This window comes from Youhaiella tibetensis (assembly GCF_008000755.1).
Classification (GTDB): domain Bacteria; phylum Pseudomonadota; class Alphaproteobacteria; order Rhizobiales; family Devosiaceae; genus Paradevosia; species Paradevosia tibetensis.
Genome location: NZ_CP041690.1, coordinates 962,515 through 979,965, shown reverse-complemented (window position 1 = coordinate 979,965; position 17,451 = coordinate 962,515). Strand labels below are relative to the sequence as shown.

21 protein-coding genes are annotated in these 17,451 nt (G+C 65.7%); 8 read left to right on the top strand and 13 right to left on the bottom strand.

Annotation, left to right across the window (positions count from 1 at the left end):
- Positions 1-5: 5 nt before the first annotated feature.
- The 3 genes from FNA67_RS04755 to FNA67_RS04745 form a co-directional block, all read right to left on the bottom strand.
- Positions 6-980 (bottom strand): bifunctional riboflavin kinase/FAD synthetase, encoded by a 975-nt coding sequence (locus tag FNA67_RS04755; protein WP_049707820.1) that lies wholly within the window; start codon positions 978-980, stop codon positions 6-8.
- A 62-nt stretch (positions 981-1,042) separates the two neighbouring features.
- A complete protein-coding gene (locus FNA67_RS04750; protein ID WP_147655239.1) occupies positions 1,043-1,909 on the bottom strand; it encodes a TIGR01459 family HAD-type hydrolase in 867 nt (288 codons plus the stop codon).
- A gap of 17 nt (positions 1,910-1,926) precedes the next feature.
- Complete coding sequence (locus tag FNA67_RS04745; protein ID WP_049704142.1) at positions 1,927-3,141, bottom strand: EAL domain-containing protein; 1,215 nt, start codon at positions 3,139-3,141, stop codon at positions 1,927-1,929.
- Between the two features lie 160 nt (positions 3,142-3,301).
- On the opposite strand from FNA67_RS04745, the gene FNA67_RS04740 reads away from it, so the two are divergent.
- Both FNA67_RS04740 and FNA67_RS04735 read left to right on the top strand, forming a co-directional pair.
- Positions 3,302-4,744: a sigma-54 dependent transcriptional regulator gene (locus tag FNA67_RS04740; RefSeq protein WP_244616468.1), complete on the top strand. Its 1,443-nt coding sequence runs from the start codon at positions 3,302-3,304 to the stop codon at positions 4,742-4,744.
- A 121-nt stretch (positions 4,745-4,865) separates the two neighbouring features.
- Entirely contained in the window at positions 4,866-5,345 is a 480-nt protein-coding gene (locus FNA67_RS04735) for a YqhG/Tai3 family protein (protein WP_147655238.1), read from the top strand.
- Between the two features lie 40 nt (positions 5,346-5,385).
- On the opposite strand, the gene FNA67_RS04730 is transcribed toward FNA67_RS04735, so the two are convergent.
- On the bottom strand, positions 5,386-5,571 hold the full coding sequence (locus FNA67_RS04730) for a hypothetical protein (RefSeq protein ID WP_049704139.1): 186 nt from the start codon (positions 5,569-5,571) through the stop codon (positions 5,386-5,388).
- Between the two features lie 183 nt (positions 5,572-5,754).
- On the opposite strand from FNA67_RS04730, the gene FNA67_RS04725 reads away from it, so the two are divergent.
- From FNA67_RS04725 to FNA67_RS04715, 3 genes are all read left to right on the top strand, one after another.
- Positions 5,755-6,042 carry a co-chaperone GroES gene (locus FNA67_RS04725; RefSeq protein ID WP_049704138.1) on the top strand — a complete coding sequence of 96 codons (288 nt, stop codon included), beginning with the start codon at positions 5,755-5,757 and terminating at the stop codon, positions 6,040-6,042.
- A gap of 45 nt (positions 6,043-6,087) precedes the next feature.
- Positions 6,088-7,728 carry a chaperonin GroEL gene (groL, locus tag FNA67_RS04720; RefSeq protein WP_049704137.1) on the top strand — a complete coding sequence of 547 codons (1,641 nt, stop codon included), beginning with the start codon at positions 6,088-6,090 and terminating at the stop codon, positions 7,726-7,728.
- Between the two features lie 118 nt (positions 7,729-7,846).
- Positions 7,847-8,026, top strand: coding sequence for a YlcI/YnfO family protein (locus tag FNA67_RS04715; protein ID WP_170267210.1), 180 nt, complete (start codon positions 7,847-7,849; stop codon positions 8,024-8,026).
- Positions 8,027-8,130: 104 nt separating this feature from the next.
- Here the strand turns inward: FNA67_RS04715 and FNA67_RS04710 are convergent, their stop codons facing one another.
- Entirely contained in the window at positions 8,131-8,352 is a 222-nt protein-coding gene (locus tag FNA67_RS04710; RefSeq protein ID WP_049707819.1) for a DUF2798 domain-containing protein, read from the bottom strand.
- Positions 8,353-8,645: 293 nt separating this feature from the next.
- On the opposite strand from FNA67_RS04710, the gene FNA67_RS04705 reads away from it, so the two are divergent.
- The 3 genes from FNA67_RS04705 (at position 8,646) to FNA67_RS04695 (ending at position 10,331) form a co-directional block, all read left to right on the top strand.
- Positions 8,646-8,879: a BrnA antitoxin family protein gene (locus FNA67_RS04705; protein ID WP_049704135.1), complete on the top strand. Its 234-nt coding sequence runs from the start codon at positions 8,646-8,648 to the stop codon at positions 8,877-8,879.
- Complete coding sequence (locus FNA67_RS04700) at positions 8,876-9,364, top strand: hypothetical protein (RefSeq protein WP_147655237.1); 489 nt, start codon at positions 8,876-8,878, stop codon at positions 9,362-9,364. Before FNA67_RS04705 ends, FNA67_RS04700 begins: the two co-directional genes overlap by 4 nt.
- A gap of 64 nt (positions 9,365-9,428) precedes the next feature.
- On the top strand, positions 9,429-10,331 hold the full coding sequence (locus tag FNA67_RS04695) for a tetratricopeptide repeat protein (protein ID WP_147655236.1): 903 nt from the start codon (positions 9,429-9,431) through the stop codon (positions 10,329-10,331).
- 1 nt (position 10,332) lies between these two features.
- Here FNA67_RS04695 and FNA67_RS04690 read toward each other — a convergent pair whose 3' ends face one another.
- From FNA67_RS04690 to FNA67_RS04655, 8 genes are all read right to left on the bottom strand, one after another.
- Positions 10,333-11,079, bottom strand: a complete 747-nt coding sequence (locus FNA67_RS04690; RefSeq protein WP_049704134.1) for a TSUP family transporter — start codon at positions 11,077-11,079, stop codon at positions 10,333-10,335.
- 2 nt (positions 11,080-11,081) lie between these two features.
- The gene (locus FNA67_RS04685; protein WP_244616466.1) at positions 11,082-12,311 is read right to left on the bottom strand and encodes a glycosyltransferase family 2 protein; all 1,230 of its coding nucleotides are present in this window, start codon (positions 12,309-12,311) and stop codon (positions 11,082-11,084) included.
- A 268-nt stretch (positions 12,312-12,579) separates the two neighbouring features.
- Complete coding sequence (hisG, locus tag FNA67_RS04680) at positions 12,580-13,296, bottom strand: ATP phosphoribosyltransferase (RefSeq protein WP_147655235.1); 717 nt, start codon at positions 13,294-13,296, stop codon at positions 12,580-12,582.
- A complete protein-coding gene (locus FNA67_RS04675) occupies positions 13,293-14,363 on the bottom strand; it encodes an ATP phosphoribosyltransferase regulatory subunit (RefSeq protein WP_170267209.1) in 1,071 nt (356 codons plus the stop codon). Before FNA67_RS04675 ends, hisG begins: the two co-directional genes overlap by 4 nt.
- Positions 14,360-15,823, bottom strand: a complete 1,464-nt coding sequence (hisS, locus tag FNA67_RS04670; RefSeq protein ID WP_147655233.1) for a histidine--tRNA ligase — start codon at positions 15,821-15,823, stop codon at positions 14,360-14,362. The genes FNA67_RS04675 and hisS overlap by 4 nt, the downstream gene beginning before the upstream one ends.
- 95 nt (positions 15,824-15,918) lie before the next feature.
- Positions 15,919-16,158, bottom strand: a complete 240-nt coding sequence (locus tag FNA67_RS04665) for a hypothetical protein (RefSeq protein ID WP_147655232.1) — start codon at positions 16,156-16,158, stop codon at positions 15,919-15,921.
- A gap of 41 nt (positions 16,159-16,199) precedes the next feature.
- Positions 16,200-16,433 (bottom strand): hypothetical protein, encoded by a 234-nt coding sequence (locus tag FNA67_RS04660; protein WP_049704129.1) that lies wholly within the window; start codon positions 16,431-16,433, stop codon positions 16,200-16,202.
- 370 nt (positions 16,434-16,803) lie between these two features.
- The gene (locus FNA67_RS04655) at positions 16,804-17,412 is read right to left on the bottom strand and encodes a DNA-3-methyladenine glycosylase I (RefSeq protein WP_147655231.1); all 609 of its coding nucleotides are present in this window, start codon (positions 17,410-17,412) and stop codon (positions 16,804-16,806) included.
- Positions 17,413-17,451: the final 39 nt, after the last annotated feature.

The following is a 17,451-nucleotide window of genomic DNA, read 5'->3' as shown; positions in this document are numbered from 1 at the left end:
GGCGGCTAGCCGAAGAAGCCGAGCTTCTTGTCCAGCTCGCTCATCGGCCCGCAGGCGCGCAGCGCGTCCTCGGCCCTGCGGCTGTCCCGGTTCATGGCCGCGATCAGGTCATCGAGCCCCTTGAACACTTCCTGCCCGCGGATATGGCCGATCAGCGCCACCGAGAGGTGGGCGCCATAGATATCGTCGTGGAAGTCGAAAAGATGCGTCTCGAAGGGCGGGCGCTGGTTGTTGAACATGGGCTTGCCGAAGCTGGCCACCCCGTCGATCAGCCGGTCGCCCAGCCGCGCGCGCACGGCGTAGACGCCCTGGGCCAGGTGAAAGCCCTCGTGTGTCGCCATGTTGGCCGTGGGGAAGCCCAGTTCGCGCCCGCGCCGGTCGCCCGAGACCACCTCGCCCTCGACGAACCAGTGATAGCCCAGGAGCGTATTGGCGGTGGCCAGGTCGCCTTCGCGCAGGGCAGCGCGCACGCGCGAGGAGGAGATCGGCTCGGCTCCATCGTCGATGAGATCGAGCGTTTCGACCTCAAAGCCATTGGCGGCGCCGGCCTGCCGCAGGAAATCGGGAGTGCCGCGGCGCTCGCGGCCGAAATGGAAGTCTGCCCCGACGATGACGCCGGAAACGCCCAGTCCCTCGATCAGGTAGCGCGTCACGAAGTCTTCGGGCTCGACCTGGGAGAGCTGGCGGGTGAAGGGCATGATGACGATGCCGTCCAGCCCCAGTGCCTCGGCGAGCCGCGCCTTGGCGGCGCCTTCGGTGAGGCGGAACATGAACGGCTCGGGCGCGAAGACGTCGCGCGGGTGGGGCTCGAACGTCAGCACCACGGCGGGGACGCCGCGCAGCCTGGCGCGCGCCTTGAGGGTGGCGAAGACGTGCTGATGGCCGCGATGGAAACCGTCGAAATTGCCGATGGCAATCTGGGCGCCCTTGAGCCGGGCCGGTACGTTATCGAGGCCCGCGAGCTTGATGAAGTCAGTCACTTTGAAGAACGCCCCAGTGCGAAAGCCGCCGGAAATTGCCAACTTTACCGCGCCAATGCAAGCTACCAGCCCAGCCGCGCCATGAATCCGGCCATGTTGGCGCCGGTCGTGGCCACCAGGTCGGCGATGCGCTGCGGGTCCGGTTGCCCGAAAGCGTCGAGTTCGCCGGCATGGATGGAGCCGGTGATGAACAGCAGGTCGATGCCGAAATCGGCCGCGCCCATGGCGTCGGTCCGCACGCTGTCGCCGATGGCCAGCATGCGCGCCTTGTCGACCGGGCGCCCGAGCGCCTTTTCGGCCAGCGCCAGCGCTTCGCGATAGATAGGGACGTAGGGCTTGCCGGCCATCATCACCTGCCCGCCCAGTTCCTCGTAGATGTCGGCCAGCGCGCCGCCGCAATAGACGATCTGCTCGCCGATCTCGACCACCTTGTCGGGATTGGCGCAGATCAGCGGCAGGCCGCGCCGCAGCCACTGGGAGATGCGCTCGGCATACATGTCCGGGGTGTCGTCATCGGTGTCGAGGTCGGTCACCACCACCGCGTCGGCCTCCTCGGCGGAGCCGCGGCGCACGTCGAGCCCTTCATAGAGCGCGTCGTCGGCGGTCGGCGGGCCGACATGGTGGATCACCTTGCCCGAATAGCGCGCGATCATGGTGCGCGTGGCATCGCCCGAGGTCACCACCGCGTCATAGGCCGCGCGCGGCACCCCGAGATGATCGAGCATTTCGATGATCGGCGCCGAGGGTCGCGGGGCATTGGTGATGAGCACCACCCGCCCGCCGCCCTGGCGGAACCTGAGCAGCGCCTCGACAGCCGACGGGTAGGCGGCCACCCCGTTGTGCACGACGCCCCAGACGTCGGACAAAACCACGTCATAGCGGCCGGAAACGGCGGAAAGCCCGGAAAGCGCTCCGGCTGTGTCAGACATAAAGAATGGTCCTTCGCTTACGCTACAGGCGCCAGGCGATCACCCACGAGGTCGGGACGGATGGGGCCCGCCGCGGCCATGTAATGGCCCTGCGCGAAGCGGAAGCCGTCTTCGAGAAGGGTTATGATCTGGTCTTCCGACCTGATGCCAACGGCCATCAGGTCGATACCCGAACGCTCCAGGAAACTGGCGATATCGGAAGTATGGATATCGGTAAAGGCCTCGGGCTGGTCGATGAAGCGCGACGCGTCCACCCGCACCGACTTGACGCCGAGCGAGGAGAGTTCGCTGAAGTCCGAGCGCAGCGAGCGGGCGTTGACGATCGAGAACGCGGCGCCGCGCCGCACCATCGAGGACATGGCCTGGCGCTCGGCGCCGGTCGCGGCGCGCCAGTCGTCCTCGCTGATGGCGAAGTTGATCACCGTTGCGGCGGCCCGGTTGGTTTCGAGCAGCGCGGCAAGCTGGTTGACCGAAGCGGCATCGCCCAGGGTCGCGCGCGAGAGCGGCGCATAGAGGTTTAGCGTCACCTTGTTGCCGCGGGCGCGCTGGGAAAGCACCACGGCTTCCTCGAGGGCCATCAGCTCGATGCGACGGACGATGCGTTCGCCGCCCCGCACCGGCATGAATTCGGAGGCGGCGGCCAGGTCGCCGCCGTCGAGCCGCATGCGCGGGGTCAGGTCGTAGCCATGGACGCGGCGCTGGGGCAGCGTGAAGATCGGTTCGATGTGGAAGATGATCTTGCCGTCGTCCAGCGCGTCTTCGACCTCGGAGAGGTCGATTTCGGGCTCGGGCAGCGCTTCGGGCACGGAGCGGGCGGTGGCGCTGAGCACCATCGGGCCCTTCTTGGCCTCGCGCACGTCGTCCTGGGCCTGTTCGATATCGGCCACCGCCTCGGCCACCTGCCGCACCACCGTGCCGAGCACGGAGATATCGGCCTCGAGGCCCGAAAGGCGCTTGCCGGCGTCGATATCGGAGAGGGCGTTGATGCGCTGGCTGAGCACCTGGCCCGCCTGGGCGTCGGTCGCCAGCAGGCGCGAGAGTTCCTCGATGGCGCGCTCGAGGCGCGCTTCGGAGCGGCGCCGCAACGTGCGCTCCATGTAAATGACCGCAAGTCCACCCAGGAGCAGCGCGAGCATAAGGGCTTCGACCGGCGAGAACGCCAGTCCGAAATAGGCCGTCGCAGCCACCGCAAAGGCTGCCAGGGCGATAAAAGTATAAACCAGCGCCTGCAACTGCCTCTTCCTGGCTCAGGTTAGTGATTCTGTTCCTAACTCAATACCACCCTCGCTGAATCGGCAAAAGCGAATGCCTTGATAAGGAAGACAAACGAATTGTTTACCCTGTTCATAAACAATCCGGGCAAAGCAAAAACGCCAGGCGAGGATAACGCCCATGCCGATGCGACCCGGACGAAGGTCCGACGCCGCTGCCACAATTCTCCTGATCGACCGAGACCCTGCCGCCGGGCGGGCGATGGCGGCCAACCTGGCGGGATGCCTGCTGGCCGAGCCGGTGATCGAGGAGTGCCGGAACGGACGTGCCGCGGCTGAAAAGCTGCGCGGGCGCGACTACGACATTGTCCTTATGGATCTTTCCAGCCTTGACGACCTGGCGCCCACGACCGAGGAAGCGGTCGCGCGGCTGGCCAAGATCGCCGAAGGCGCGCTGCTGATCGCCCTGTCGGGCGGCGCTTCGGTCTCGGCTGCAGTCGCCGCCATGCGCGCGGGCGCACATGATTTCGTGGCCAAGCCGATCTCCGGGACGGGCTTTGCGGCCCGAATCGGTGAACTCGCCCATCGGCACGGCAAGGCCCGTGCCTTGACCATCGATGCGCGTCCGGGCGCCATTACCGCCGATTTCGCCGGATTCGTGGGTGCATCCACCCAGATGCAATATGTCTACGAGCAGATCGGGCGCATCGCTCCGTCCTCGGCTCCGGTCTTCATCACCGGCGAAAGCGGCACCGGCAAGGAAGTGTGCGCCGAGGCGCTTCATTCCAAGGGCCCGCGCGCCGAGAGGCGTTTCGTCGCCGTCAACTGCGCCGCCATTCCGCGTGACCTGATGGAAACCGAGCTCTTCGGGGCCGCGCGCGGCGCCTATACCGGCTCGGTAGAAGACCGCAAGGGCGCGGCCGAACTGGCCGATGGCGGCACGCTCTTCCTCGACGAGATCGGGGAGATGGACCTTTCGCTCCAGAGCAAGCTGCTGCGTTTCCTGCAGACCGGGGCACTCACCCGCGTTAGCGAAGCCGATACGCGCCAGGTCGACGTGCGCGTCATCTGCGCCACCAATCGCAACCCGATGCAGATGATCACCGAAAAGCGCTTCCGCGAGGACCTTTTCTATCGCCTGCACGTGCTGCCCATCCACCTGCCCCCGCTGCGCCAGCGCCCGGCCGACATCATGGTGCTCGGCCAGCATTTCCTCGCCCGTTTTGCGCGCGAGGAGCACAAGCGATTCTCGGGCTTCTCTCCGGAAGCTGCCGACAGCCTCATCGCCCGCGAGTGGCCCGGCAACGTGCGCCAGCTCCAGAATCTCGTCCGCCGTCTGGTGGTGATGTTCGATGGCGGAGAGATTTCCGCCGAGATGGTGAGCGCCGCCGATATCGAATCGCGCAGCTATTCGCCCACGCCCATCGCCGAACCGGCACCCGCGCCGCGCCGCACGACGGTGCTGCCCATGTGGCAGCAGGAGCAGCGCATCATCGAGGACGCCATTCTCTCGTTCGGCGGCAACATCGCGCTGGCCGCCGCGGCGCTGGAGCTGAGCCCCTCGACCATTTACCGCAAGCGCCAGGCCTGGGCCGAGATGGCGGGAGCCAAAGGGGCCGCCTGAGTGCGGCCAACCCGCTCAAGGCATTGAATTAAATCTCAGGCGACCCGCGCGCCCGCCTTATTTCAGGCGGTTTGGCCTCGCATTTTCCGCGCCAATCCTCGATCAGACGACCAGGGAAACCATGGATTGGACATTGTTCGGCCTCGTGCCGATGATCTTCGGTAGCGCTCCTGTGGCGGATACACCCCGCGGGCTGATCGAGGAGATCTACAAGCCCCTCGTGGCCGGCGAGCACGAGGATATCGAGAAACACTTCTCGCCCCATCTGCAATCGCTCGTGGTGGCCAATCTGCAGGCCAATGCAGTGGACGGGAAAGGCACGCGCATCGATCCGGCAGCGCCCGATTTTGGTGCCTTCAATCCCTTCATCAATGGCGAGACGGGCACGCTCGAGAACCTGGCGGTCTCCGAGCCGGTGATCCAGGACGGCACGGCTGTCGCAATGGTGAGCTTTACCAATGCCAGCAAGCCGACGGTGCTGACCATCTCGATGGTCCAGGACGAGGGCGCCTGGAAGATCGACGACGTCGCTTCGGTCGGAGCCGGCGAGAAATGGCTCTATTCCTGGCTGCTGCAATACGATCCGTTCGGCCAGCAATAGCGCAGGCCCGGACTATCGCCCGGACCCTGTCTGCCCGGACCTACTTGGCCAGCCGCTCCTTGGCCTTCTTGGCCGTGGCGAAGGCCTTGTGCTCTTCGCCCAGCGCGGTGCCGGATTTGAGCACCTTGCCCTCGGCGTCCACGATTTCCCATTTCCACTGCGTGTTGAGACCCGCGCCGCCGGTGCGGCGGAGACGGATGTCGGAATTTTTTGCTTGTTCGCTCATGGCCCCTTATCTCCCATTCGCGGCGCACTGGAAACACCGGTTTCAAGCTCCCGTCACAATCCCGCGACCTTGACTCCCTAAAACCGCCCTCCTATATCCCCGGTCAGCTTGCTAGCACTCTCGATGCTGGAGTGCTAACAGGCTTCAGATTTGCATCACCGTAAGGTCTCAAAAGGAGCGAACATGAGCTTCCGTCCCCTGCACGACCGCGTGGTCGTCCGGCGCGTCGACAGCGAGGAAAAAACCGCTGGCGGCATCATCATCCCCGACACCGCCAAGGAAAAGCCCTCCGAGGGCATCATCGAGTCCGTTGGACCCGGTGCGCGCGACGAAAGCGGCAAGATCGTTGCCCTGGACGTCAAGGCCGGTGACCGCGTGCTCTTCGGCAAGTGGAGCGGCACCGAGGTCAAGATCGACGGCAAGGATCTGTTGATCATGAAGGAATCCGACATCCTGGGCATCATCGGCTAAGGCCGGACCCAGCCGTTCAACGCTTATTTTTGAGGAGCGCCAGACATGGCTGCCAAAGAAGTAAAATTCTCCACCGATGCCCGCGAGCGCATGCTGCGCGGCGTCAACACCCTCGCCAATGCGGTGAAGGTGACCCTCGGCCCCAAGGGTCGTAACGTCGTTATCGAAAAGTCGTTCGGCGCCCCGCGCATCACCAAGGACGGCGTCACCGTCGCCAAGGAAATCGAACTGGAAGACAAGTTCGAGAACCTGGGCGCCCAGCTCCTGCGCTCGGTTGCTTCCAAGACCAACGACATCGCCGGTGACGGCACCACCACGGCCACCGTTCTCGGCCAGGCCATCGTCGTCGAAGGCGTCAAGGCCGTCGCCGCTGGCTTCAACCCGATGGATCTGAAGCGCGGCATCGACATGGCCGTCGAGGAAGTCGTCGGCAGCCTCAAGGCCCAGGCCAAGAAGATCAATTCTTCGGCTGAAGTCGCCCAGGTCGGCACCATCTCGGCCAACGGCGAGTCCTCGATCGGCGACCAGATCGCCGAGGCCATGCAGAAGGTCGGCAACGAGGGTGTGATCACCGTCGAGGAAGCCAAGACCGCCGAGACCGAGCTCGAAGTCGTCGAAGGCATGCAGTTCGACCGCGGGTACCTCTCGCCCTACTTCGTGACCAACACCGAGAAGATGACCGCCGTCCTCGAAGACGCCGTGATCCTTCTCCACGAGAAGAAGCTCTCGAACCTGCAGACCATCCTGCCGCTGCTCGAAGCCGTCGTGCAGTCGCAGCGTCCGCTGCTGATCATCGCCGAAGACATCGAAGGCGAGGCTCTTGCAACTCTCGTCGTCAACCGTCTGCGCGGTGGCCTCAAGGTCGCTGCCGTCAAGGCCCCGGGCTTTGGTGACCGCCGCAAGGCCATGCTCGAAGACATCGCCATCCTCACCGGTGGCCAGGTGATCTCCGAAGATCTCGGCATCAAGCTCGAGAACGTGACCATCGACATGCTCGGCACCGCCAAGCGCGTCGAGATCACCAAGGAAAACACCACGATCGTGGATGGCGCCGGCGCTGCCGAAGACATCCAGGGCCGCGTTGCCCAGATCAAGGCGCAGATCGAGGAAACCACCTCGGACTACGACAAGGAAAAGCTGCAGGAACGCCTGGCCAAGCTCGCCGGCGGTGTTGCGGTGATCAAGGTCGGCGGCGCCACGGAAGTGGAAGTCAAGGAGCGCAAGGATCGCGTCGATGACGCCCTGAACGCTACCCGCGCTGCCGTCGAAGAAGGCATCGTTCCGGGCGGCGGCGTGGCTCTGCTGCGCGCTTCGTCCAACCTCAAGGTCAAGGGTGCCAACGCTGATCAGGACGCCGGCATCGCCATCGTCCGCCGCGCCCTCCAGGAACCCGTCCGTCAGATCGCCAGCAATGCCGGCGCTGAAGGTTCGGTCGTGGTTGCCAAGATCCTCGAGAACGCCTCGGTTTCGTTCGGCTACAACGCCGCGACCGACCAGTATGGCGATCTCGTCCAGCTCGGCGTCATCGACCCGGTCAAGGTCGTGCGCACGGCTCTCCAGGACGCGGCTTCGGTCGCTTCGCTCCTGATCACCACCGAGGCGCTCATTGCCGAGCTGCCCAAGGAAGCTGCTCCGGCCATGCCGGGCGGCGGTGGCATGGGCGGCATGGGCGGCATGGACTTCTAAGAAGTCCGGCCGGCACCAGCCGACTAGAACACCTGACCTTTCCCAAGGTCACGAACGGGAGGGCGGTCCACCAGGGCCGCCCTTTCCCGTTTTGGGCAGCTGATGGCACCCCACCCTCGTGATTTCTCCCAAACGACTTGCAGCCATTCCACTGGTCCGCGACCTGGGCTCGACCACGCGCATCAACGTCTCGCTCGATCTCGGTCTGCTCGAGGCCATCGACGCAGAAGCGCGCGAGCGCGGCCAGACGCGCTCGGCCTTTATCGCCTCCGCTGTCCGCAAGGAACTTCAGCACTAGGCAGCGCAGTCGCCCCAACAGGTCCCCCTCCCCCCTTGTCGAGGTGAAGAGCGCGTCAGCAAACGCCAAGCGCCGATGGGAACGAGGCTGGGGCCGGTCGTCCCTCAGGCCCTCGCCGGCGGGAACACCCTGTGCGCGATGGCAAACGCCACCTTGCCCACGACCAGCGACAGACAGAACGCCACCGGCCAGGCGATGACGAAGTTATGCAGCCAGGCTTGCGGCCATTGCGGGCTCACTCCCAGCGCGAGCAGGCTGAAAAAGCCGGTCATGATGGTCGCCATCAGGAAGCTGATGATGAGTTGCGCAAGAAGAAGAGTTTTCATTTCGGTCCGTTCTCCATGGGGCGAGGATGGAGAATGACCCGGGCCATCGGCCCGCCAGACACCATCCTCATTGAGGGTGATGCCCGGGATCGCCCATTGGGGGGCGACAAGAACTCGCTGATGCGAGGGCCGGGAGTAACCAACCGGCCGCTTCTTTTTCGGCTCGCGTCTGGTAGAGGCCGCGCCGTCCGCCGTCAATCGGGGTGGGCACGTTGTCACCGCTCAAAACGCTCTGGCCCGGTGGCCGCCGCTGCTCTACCCTTGCGCGCAATGCCAATTGAGAAAGCCGCTCCATGGCCCCTCCCACCAGACGACATACCAGCGCCATCGACCAGGCCGAGGCGCTGTTCAAGGCCGCCACCACCAAGCCGGTCGAGAACGCTTCGCCCAAGGCAAATGCCATTCCCGTCGGCAAGGAGACGGTGTCGCTACGCCTCGATCGCGACGTGCTCGAGCACTTCCAGGACGATGGCCCGGGCTGGCAGGATCGCATCAACGCGGCCCTGCGCACCTTCCTCGAGCCATGAACGCGCGCCTCGTCCTCGCGCTGGGGTTGCTGGTCGCAATGGCCGCGCCCGCCCTCTCGCAGGACGGCGCGGACGAGGCCTATCTCGACGACCGCTCGACACCCGAGGCGGTGGTCAACTCGCTCTACAACGCCATCAATCGCAGCGAATACCTGCGCGCCTATTCCTATTACGGCGAGAACTCGGGCGTGGGCGGCTACGAAGCCTTCGCCAAGGGTTACGCCGATACCGAAAGCGTCGATATCCTGATGGGCCGCTCGACGAGCGAGGGCGCCGCGGGCAGCACCTATTACTCCCTCCCCGTCGCCATAGACGCCGTGTCCAGGGACGGCACGCACAGGCAATATGCCGGTTGCTACACGTTGCGGCTGGCCAATCCGCAGATCCAGGCGACACCACCCTTCGTGCCCATGCATATCGAGAAGGGCGAACTCAAGCCCGCCTCGGGTGAGTTGCAGGCGATCCTGCCGTCACAGTGCCAATGAGCGATTTGACTTCCCCCGATCTGCCATAGCATCCTCCGCGTGGGGCAGCATTTGGGGGATTGTCGTGTTTCGCACCGGCCTGTTCTTGAGCGCCTCGGCGCTATGTCTACTCGTCCTGTCACCGGCCCTTGCCGTCGAAAAGAGCAAGGATGCCAACCCGTCCATGTCGGTTTCCGTTCCGTCGAGCGGCAAGGATAAGACGCCCAGCAAGCCGCAGGCTCCGCAGACGCCGCCCGCCAAGGCCGAGGTGTCGGTCGACGATCTCCTGGACGAAGCCGACAAGTATTACGACGGCAACGGGGTGGCGCAGGATTACGACCGGGCCTTCGAGCTCTACAGCCAGGCCGCCGAACAGGGCGATGGCTACGGGCTCGACATGGTCGGGCTGATGTATGACCTGGGCCTGTCGGTCAAGGAAGACCCCAAGACCGCCATGGAGTGGTATCGCAAGGCGGCCGATGCGGGCTTTTACACCGCCATGGTCAATATGGGCACGCTCTACGAGGAAGGGCGCGGGGTCCAGAAGGATTATGCCGAGGCGGTGGGCTGGTACCGCAAGGCCGCCGACCAGGGCAACCTGCGCGGCCAGTATTACATGGGCGACATGTACCTGGATGGCCGGGGCGTCGAGAAGGATTACGAGGAGGCCGTCTCCTGGTACCAGAAGGCGGTCGATGGCGGCTATGCCGATGCCTATTGGGCGCTCTCGCTGCGCTACGTCTATGGGCAGGGCGTGGCCAAGGACACCTACAAGGCCGCGGACCTGGCCTATTACGCCCTCACCCACGGGGTGAAGGCCGCCAAGGACAACCTGCGCGACGCGCGCAACAAGGACGTGTCGCGCAACTTCCTGCGGCGCGTCCAGGAATTGCTGGCAGCGGACGGCTATTACGACGGTAAGGTCGACGGCAATTTCGGCCCGCAGACGCGCGACGCCATCGATGCCGCCTTCGGCACGGCGAACTGAGCTAGTGGACCAGTAGTAGCCGCAGCGCCATCGCGATCGAGACGATGACGACGAGCGGGCGGATGAGCCGGGCGCCGAACCTGATGCCGGTCAGCGCGCCGAGGTAGCCGCCCGCGATCTGCCCGATGGCCATGACGATGGCCACCTGCCAGACCACGTCTCCCGACGGGATGAAAAGCAGCAGGGCGCCGAAGTTCGAGGCGAGGTTGAGCACCTTGGTATTGCCCGCCGCACGGGTGACGCCCAGGCCGAACAGCGCCACGAACGCCAGGGTGAGGAACGAGCCGGTGCCGGGCCCGAACAGGCCGTCGTAGAACCCCACCACCATGCCCACGATCGGCACGTAGATGGGAAAGCTCAGCCGCGCCGCGCGGTCGGCATCGGTGAGGCGCGGGGCGAACATGAAGTAGCCCGCAATGGCGATGAGCGCGATGGGGACGGCCACGTTGAGGGCGCTGGTGTCGATATGCTTGACGGTGAGGGCGCCGAAAAGGCTCCCGGCCATGGTGAGCAGGATCGCCGGCACCAGCGCGCGCAGCGACACCATGCCCTTGCGCCAATAGGTGGTCGCCGCCATCGTCGTGCCGATGATGGATTGCATCTTGTTGGTGGCGAGCGCGGCCACCGGTGGCAGGCCCGCCGACAGCAGTGCCGGCACCGAGAGCATTCCGCCCCCTCCCGCAATCGCATCGACAAAGCCGGCGGCTAGGCCGACACCGGCCAGGGCGAGAAGGGTCAGGGGTTCCAAATTCAGGGCTTCTTCTTGGGTAGGTCGCGGCGGCGCGACATCGGGTCGTCCGGGGGCGGTAACTCGGTTACACGCCGCTCGTAAAGAGGAATGTTGATCATGGACGACATGAAGCCGGACATGCCCAGTTGCAGGCCCGAGACCAGCGCCGTCATGGCCAGGATCATGTAGCGCATCGAGGAGTTGGCATCGAGCGGACCGAAGTCGCGCGAGGCCCAGACCGAGACGCCCCAGATGAGCGTGCCCACCCCCAGGCCGATCAGCAGCACCGCCGCCAGCAGGATGCGCTCGAGCGTGAGCGCCTCGAGCACGCCGTCGAAGTTCGATTTGGGGATGAACCCATAGCGCGAGGCGAAGCGCCGGCCGATGAGGGCGAAGGATATCGCCTGCAGCCCCACGATGATGAACATGGCGGCCATCAGGAAGGTGTGGATGTCGATCTCGATGGTCCGGGTGATGTGCACCGGCCCGCCCAGCAGCACCCCGCCCAGCACGATACCCACCAGCAGCAGGGCCAGCCCGGGATAGAGAAAGAGCCAGCGCGGCGAGAACAGCAGCAGGAAACGCAGGTGCCGCCAGCCGTCCCGGAACGAGCGCAGGTGCGGGCGGCGCGAGCGTCCGTCGGGCGAAAGCGTCGTCGGCACCTCGGCGATGGGGAGCTTGGCCTGGGTGGCCTTGACCACCATTTCGGAGGCGAATTCCATGCCGGTGGTGCGCAGGTTGAGATCGAGGATGGCCTGCCGATCGAAACCGCGCAGCCCGCAATGGAAATCCCCGATGTGCGAGCCGAAGAACAGGCGCCCGACGAAGGAGAGCACCGGGTTGCCGAGATAGCGGTGCAGCGGCGGCATGGCGCCGTCCTTGATGCCGCCCTTGAAGCGGTTGCCCATCACCAGCTTGTTGCCCTCGCGCAGCTTGGCGAGGAACGGACCCAGGTTCTCGAAATCATAGCTGTCGTCGGCGTCGCCCATGATGACGAAGCGCCCCTGTGCCGCCGCGATGCCGCCGGCGAGCGCGGCGCCGTAACCCTTGGTCTCGACCCTTACCAGCCGGGCGCCATTGGCGAGCGCAATCTCCTGGCTGCCATCGCTCGAGCCGTTGTCGGCCACCACGATCTCACCCTCCACGCCCGCCCGCTCGAGGAACCCGCGCGCCTTGCGGATGCACACGGCAAGCGTTTCGGCCTCGTTGAGGCAGGGCATCAAAATGGAGAGTTCGATGGCTCGTGGCACGCCGGTGCATCCTGTCCGGTTTCGGTCAGAGCGTTCTAGCCGCAAATTGGTTCAAGAATTGCGTAAACCCGCTCCCCAGCCCGAGCGCACGGAGCCGCCGGCTCACCCCCACCCTCGATCCCTCCCCACAAGGGAGGGAAGCCTTGGGGCGAGATCGAGCTAGCAGGTCCGGGGTTGGTAAGCCTTTGGGCAGAGCCAGCAGGTCTCCCTCCCCCTTGTGGGGAGGGAACAAGGGTGGGGGTGGCCACCCGACAGGTCTGGGTTGCCCCTAGATCTGCGCCAGCGCCCCTTCGGCCCCAAGCCGGGTCAGCACCTGCCCGACCAGCGCCAGGCGCTGCGCATCCCAGTCGGCGGTCTTGCTCACGATCAGCGCCGCCTCGCTCTTGAGGATGACGCCATCCTCCAGAATCCGCAGTTGGTTGGCCGCCAGCGTCGAGCCCGAGGAGGTGATGTCCACGATGATGTCGGCCACGCCCGCTGCCGGCGCCGCTTCGGTCGCGCCGAGGCTTTCCACGATGCGGTATTCGGCAATCCCGTGCGCCGCGAAATGGCGCCGCGTCACGTTCACGTACTTGGTCGCGATCCGCAGCCAGCGGCCGTGCCGCGCCCGGAAGTCCGAGGCGACGTCCGACAGATCGTGCATCTGCGTCACGTCGATCCAGGGATCGGGCACCGCCACCACCACGTCGGCATTGCCGAAGCCGAGCGGCTTGGCGATGACCACGCTTTCCGGCCCATGCTCGGCCGTCTCGTGGATGAGGTCGATGCCGGTCACCCCGATATCGATGGCGCCGCGGATGAGCTCGCGCGCGATCTCCCCGGCCGGGTAGAAGCGCACCGTCACCCCGTCGACGCCTTCGAGCGCCCCGAGATAGGAGCGCGCGCCGCCCGGCCGGGTGATGGTCAACCCGGCCCTGGCGAAGGTTTCGCGCGTGACTTCCTCAAGCCGTCCCTTGGAGGGCACGGCCAGCGTGATGCCGCTCATGCCAGCGCCTCCCGCTCCAGTCGATCCACCCACACCGCGCAGCCGGACGCGGCGATCCGCGACGTGGCGCCCAGGCGCTCGAGCAGCCGGTCATACTGTCCGCCCGAGGCGAGCACGTGCCCGCCCTGCCCGGTCATCTCGAACACCACGCCGGTATAGTAGTCGAGGCGCGGGGAGAAGGCAGCGTCGAACGTGACGGGCGCGGCCGGTCCGAACGCGTTGAGATGACGGCGCAGCGTGCCGAGCCGAGCCGAAAGATCGATGCCGGCGCGCCCGGCCAGGGCCTCGACCGCCGCCAGCGCTTCTTCGGCCTCCCCGGTAATGGCGAGATAGCTGCGCAGCAGCTCGAGCGTCGCCCCGGGCACCAGCGCGGCGTCGAGCGCCTGTTGCTCGAGATAGCGGTCGGCGATTTCCTCGGGGCCACGCCCCTCGGTGAGGCTGAGGCCAGCCGCCAGCATCTGCTCGGTAACCTGTTCGATCAGCGTAGCGCGGTCGGGCGTCTCCGCCTTGCCGTTGGCCTGGGTCGCCAGGCGCGTCAGCAAGCGTTCGAGCGCCTCGGCATGGCCGAACCGGTTGCGGATGCGCGGGCGCCAGACGTCGGGCATGTCGAGCCCGGCCAGCAGCGCCTCGAAAAGGCCGACGCCGCCCAGTCGCACCACGGCATGACGGACGTTGAAGATCTCGAGCGTCTGGCGGGCAAAGCCGAACACGCGATCGAGCGCCACGTCGGCATCGGGCTGGGCCAGGAGTTCCAGGCCGGCCTGGTCGAATTCGATCACGCCCGTGCGCCGCTGGCGGAAGATCGGTCCGAGATAGCCGAAGGCCGCCGGCTTTCCGGCCGCTTCACTCTCGAGATAGTCGGTGACGATGGGAAGCGTGAAGTCGGGCCGCAGGCAGAATTCGGTGCCGTCCCCGCCCGTCGTCAGCAGCAGGCGCCGCCCGAATTCTTCGCCCGCCAGGTCGAAATAGGGGCCGGCCGGCAGCAGCAGCGGCGGGGCGACGCGCGTCACCCCTTCGCCCTCGACCAGCGCGGCAAGGGCAGCCAGCCGCTCGGACGAGGTGGTCACGCCAGCATGTCCTTGATGGCGTCGACGAGGCCGGCGCGCGGCACGTTGACCTGGGCCGGGCGCGCCGCCTTCATTTCGGCATTGGAGGTGAATTCCTTGGCCGCCTCGGCGCCCGCCACCATGTCCTTGATGGTGACCATGCCCTCGGCGCGCTCATTGGAGCCCTCGATGACCACGGCCGGGGCGTTGCGCCGATTGGCGTATTTCATCTGCGCGTTCATGCCCGAGGAACCGAGGTACATTTCGGCGCGGATGCCGGCATTGCGCAGTTCGGAAACCATGGCCTGGTAGCGCGCCGTCTGGTCGCGATCCATCACCAGCACCACCACCGGGCCGCGCACGGCCTCGGACTGCAGGTTGCCCGTGAGCTTGAGGGCATTGGCCAGGCGCGATACGCCGATGGAAAAACCCGTCGCCGGAACCGGCTCCGCGCGGAAGCGCGACACCAGCCCGTCATAGCGGCCACCGCCCCCCACCGAGCCGAACACCACCTTCTGGCCCTTCTCATTGGTGACGGCAAAGGTCAATTCGATCTCGAAGACCGGGCCGGTATAGTATTCGAGGCCACGGACCACCGACGGATCGATCTTGATGCGGTCGGGTCCGTAGCCCGCCGAAGCGAAAAGCGCCGCCATGGCGCGCAGTTCCTCGACGCCGGCAAGCCCCGTGGCGTTCTCGGAAACCAGCTTGATGAGGTCGGTAAAGAGCGGATCGCCCTCCCCTTCCGCCGAAGTATAGGCAAGGACGCGCGAAATCTGTTCGTCGTCGAGCCCGGCACCCTTGGTGAAGTCGCCGCTCTCGTCCTCGCGGCCCTTGCCGAGCAGCGCGCGCACGCCATCGGGGCCGAGGCGATCGAGCTTGTCGATGGCGCGCAGCACGATAAGGCTCTTGTCGGGGTCGGCCTTGCCCAGGCCTATGCTCTCCAGCACGCCGTCGAGCACCTTGCGGTTATTGACCTTGACCACATACTTCCCGGCGAGCCCCAGGGCATCCATGGTGTCGGCCATCATCATGCACATCTCGGCATCCGATTCCGCGCCGGCGGCGCCGACCGTGTCGGCGTCGAACTGCATGAACTGGCGGAAGCGGCCGGGGCCGGGCTTCTCGTTGCGGAACACGTAGCCCGCCCGGTACGAGCGGAACGGCTTGGGCAGCCTGTCGTAGTTTTCGGCGAAATAGCGGGCGAGCGGCGCCGTCAGGTCGTAGCGCAGGCTCATCCATTGTTCGTCATCGTCCTGGAGCGAGAACACGCCGGCATTGGGCCGGTCCGTATCGGGCAGGAACTTCCCCAGCGTCTCGGTGTATTCGAAAAGAGGCGTTTCGACCGGATCGAAGCCATAGCGCTGATAGACCGCCTTGATCCTGGCGATCATGGCGTCGGTCGCCGCGATGTCGGCGGGCGTGCGATCCTCGAAGCCGCGCGGCAGCCGCGGCACGATCAGCTTGGATTTGTCGGTCATGTCAAAAAGGTCCGGGAAAGTCGGGGGTGTACGTAGCGGATTGGGGGGTGTTGGGCAAGCGTGGGGCTCCCCGAAAAGCCGGGGAGCCCGTTGGCTCAGGCGCGCCAGAGCACGAGCAGGAGCGGCTTGATGATCGGCACGCCGTCATAGTCGCTCATGTCGGGATCGGGCGGCAGGCCCAGGTCCTCGCGCAGGCGCGCGGGGACTAAGGGCGGCCTCACCCGGTAGCGCCACCACGAAAGCAGGGCTGACAGCAGCCTGCCGCCGCGGGCGGTCTCCTCGAAGGGGGCCTGGAGGGTGAGGGTGGCATTGGGCTTGAGCTGGTGAATGGTCATGTCTTCATTCCTTGTTGGTCGGGACGGAGGGGGCTGGGCCCCTAGTTCATCCAGTCGTCCTTGCGACGGCTGGAGCGGCTGAGATCGATGAGCGGAAAGTCGAAGATCGATCTTTCGGTGGGGGGCAGCCCCACATCTTCGCGCAGATGCTCGGGAACCGCGGGCGGTAGCCGCCACCAGGCGAAGAGCCGTTGGAGGAATCCCCTCGTGTCGGCGGAAGCCCGGCGGGGCACCGCAGGCACGAAGGAGCGTGCCTTGACGTCTTGAATCGACATTTGTGTTCCGGGCCGCATTGACGCGGACCGGCTCCTGGTCAGGTTGAAAATGAGAGACGGGTGGTGACGGCGAGGACGCAATGGTCCCCGCAAAGGCAGTCAGGTCGTCTCTTTAGGCTTGGAAAGTGTCCGGTGCTGAACGATCAGCGGGGATGTCAGGCGGTGAATTTGCTTCGGTAGGCCGAGAGCGAAATGCCGACATGCGCGCAGCGATGTTCGAAGTGCATATGATTAGTCATCAGACGCCTCCTTGCTGCGTTTTGGACGATGCGCTTGTAACGCGTTCGTGAGGGGCTGCCAACAGGAGATGCGGCCGCTTGTCGCGGCCGGAGCCAATTGTTGTGCGAAAGCAACACTCTGTCTGGTTGGCCTAGCGGCCGGGGCGCTTGAAGGCCTGGCGCTCGGCCTCGACCTCGCCATAGCAGAAGCAGTCGGGCGCGTGGTCGTTGACCATGCCCATGGCCTGCATGAAGGCGTAGGCCGTCGTCGGCCCCACGAAGCTGAAGCCGCGCTTGCGCAGGTCCTTGCTCATGCGCTTGGAGGCTTCGGTTTGGGCCATCACGGTGCCGGGGGGCGGCAGTTCCTCGGCGGGCGGCTCGAAGCGCCAGAAATAGTGGGCGAGCGAGCCGAATTCCTTGCGCAGCTCCAGCGCCCGGCGAGCATTGTTGATGGTCGAGACGATCTTGCCGCGGTGGCGGATGATGCCGGTATCGGTCAGGAGCCGCTCGACGTCCTCCTCGGTCATCGCCGCGACCTTGTCGATATCGAAGCCGTGGAACACCTCGCGGAAACGCTCGCGCTTGCGCAGCACGGTGATCCAGGCCAGGCCCGACTGGAAGCCTTCCAGGCAGATCTTCTCGAACAGGCGCGCATCGGCGGTCACCGGCCGGCCCCACTCGCGATCGTGATAGTGCCGGTAGAGCGCGTCGTCGGCGGAGGCCCAGAAGCAGCGGATGGGAGAATCGGTAGTGTCGGTCATGGTCGGGATAAGTCCGTCGAGAATCGGCGTTTAGCGACC

Bases quoted from the DNA above. Each gene is read 5' to 3' on its own strand.
- FNA67_RS04750 (WP_147655239.1), bottom strand. From the start codon at position 1,909: ATGTCTGACACAGCCGGAGCGCTTTCCGGGCTTTCCGCCGTTTCCGGC.
- FNA67_RS04740 (WP_244616468.1), top strand. From the start codon at position 3,302: ATGCCGATGCGACCCGGACGAAGGTCCGACGCCGCTGCCACAATTCTC.
- FNA67_RS04735 (WP_147655238.1), top strand. From the start codon at position 4,866: ATGGATTGGACATTGTTCGGCCTCGTGCCGATGATCTTCGGTAGCGCT.
- FNA67_RS04730 (WP_049704139.1), bottom strand. From the start codon at position 5,571: ATGAGCGAACAAGCAAAAAATTCCGACATCCGTCTCCGCCGCACCGGC.
- FNA67_RS04725 (WP_049704138.1), top strand. From the start codon at position 5,755: ATGAGCTTCCGTCCCCTGCACGACCGCGTGGTCGTCCGGCGCGTCGAC.
- groL (WP_049704137.1), top strand. From the start codon at position 6,088: ATGGCTGCCAAAGAAGTAAAATTCTCCACCGATGCCCGCGAGCGCATG.
- FNA67_RS04710 (WP_049707819.1), bottom strand. From the start codon at position 8,352: ATGAAAACTCTTCTTCTTGCGCAACTCATCATCAGCTTCCTGATGGCG.
- FNA67_RS04705 (WP_049704135.1), top strand. From the start codon at position 8,646: ATGGCCCCTCCCACCAGACGACATACCAGCGCCATCGACCAGGCCGAG.
- FNA67_RS04700 (WP_147655237.1), top strand. From the start codon at position 8,876: ATGAACGCGCGCCTCGTCCTCGCGCTGGGGTTGCTGGTCGCAATGGCC.
- hisG (WP_147655235.1), bottom strand. From the start codon at position 13,296: ATGAGCGGCATCACGCTGGCCGTGCCCTCCAAGGGACGGCTTGAGGAA.
- hisS (WP_147655233.1), bottom strand. From the start codon at position 15,823: ATGACCGACAAATCCAAGCTGATCGTGCCGCGGCTGCCGCGCGGCTTC.
- FNA67_RS04665 (WP_147655232.1), bottom strand. From the start codon at position 16,158: ATGACCATTCACCAGCTCAAGCCCAATGCCACCCTCACCCTCCAGGCC.
- FNA67_RS04660 (WP_049704129.1), bottom strand. From the start codon at position 16,433: ATGTCGATTCAAGACGTCAAGGCACGCTCCTTCGTGCCTGCGGTGCCC.
- FNA67_RS04655 (WP_147655231.1), bottom strand. From the start codon at position 17,412: ATGACCGACACTACCGATTCTCCCATCCGCTGCTTCTGGGCCTCCGCC.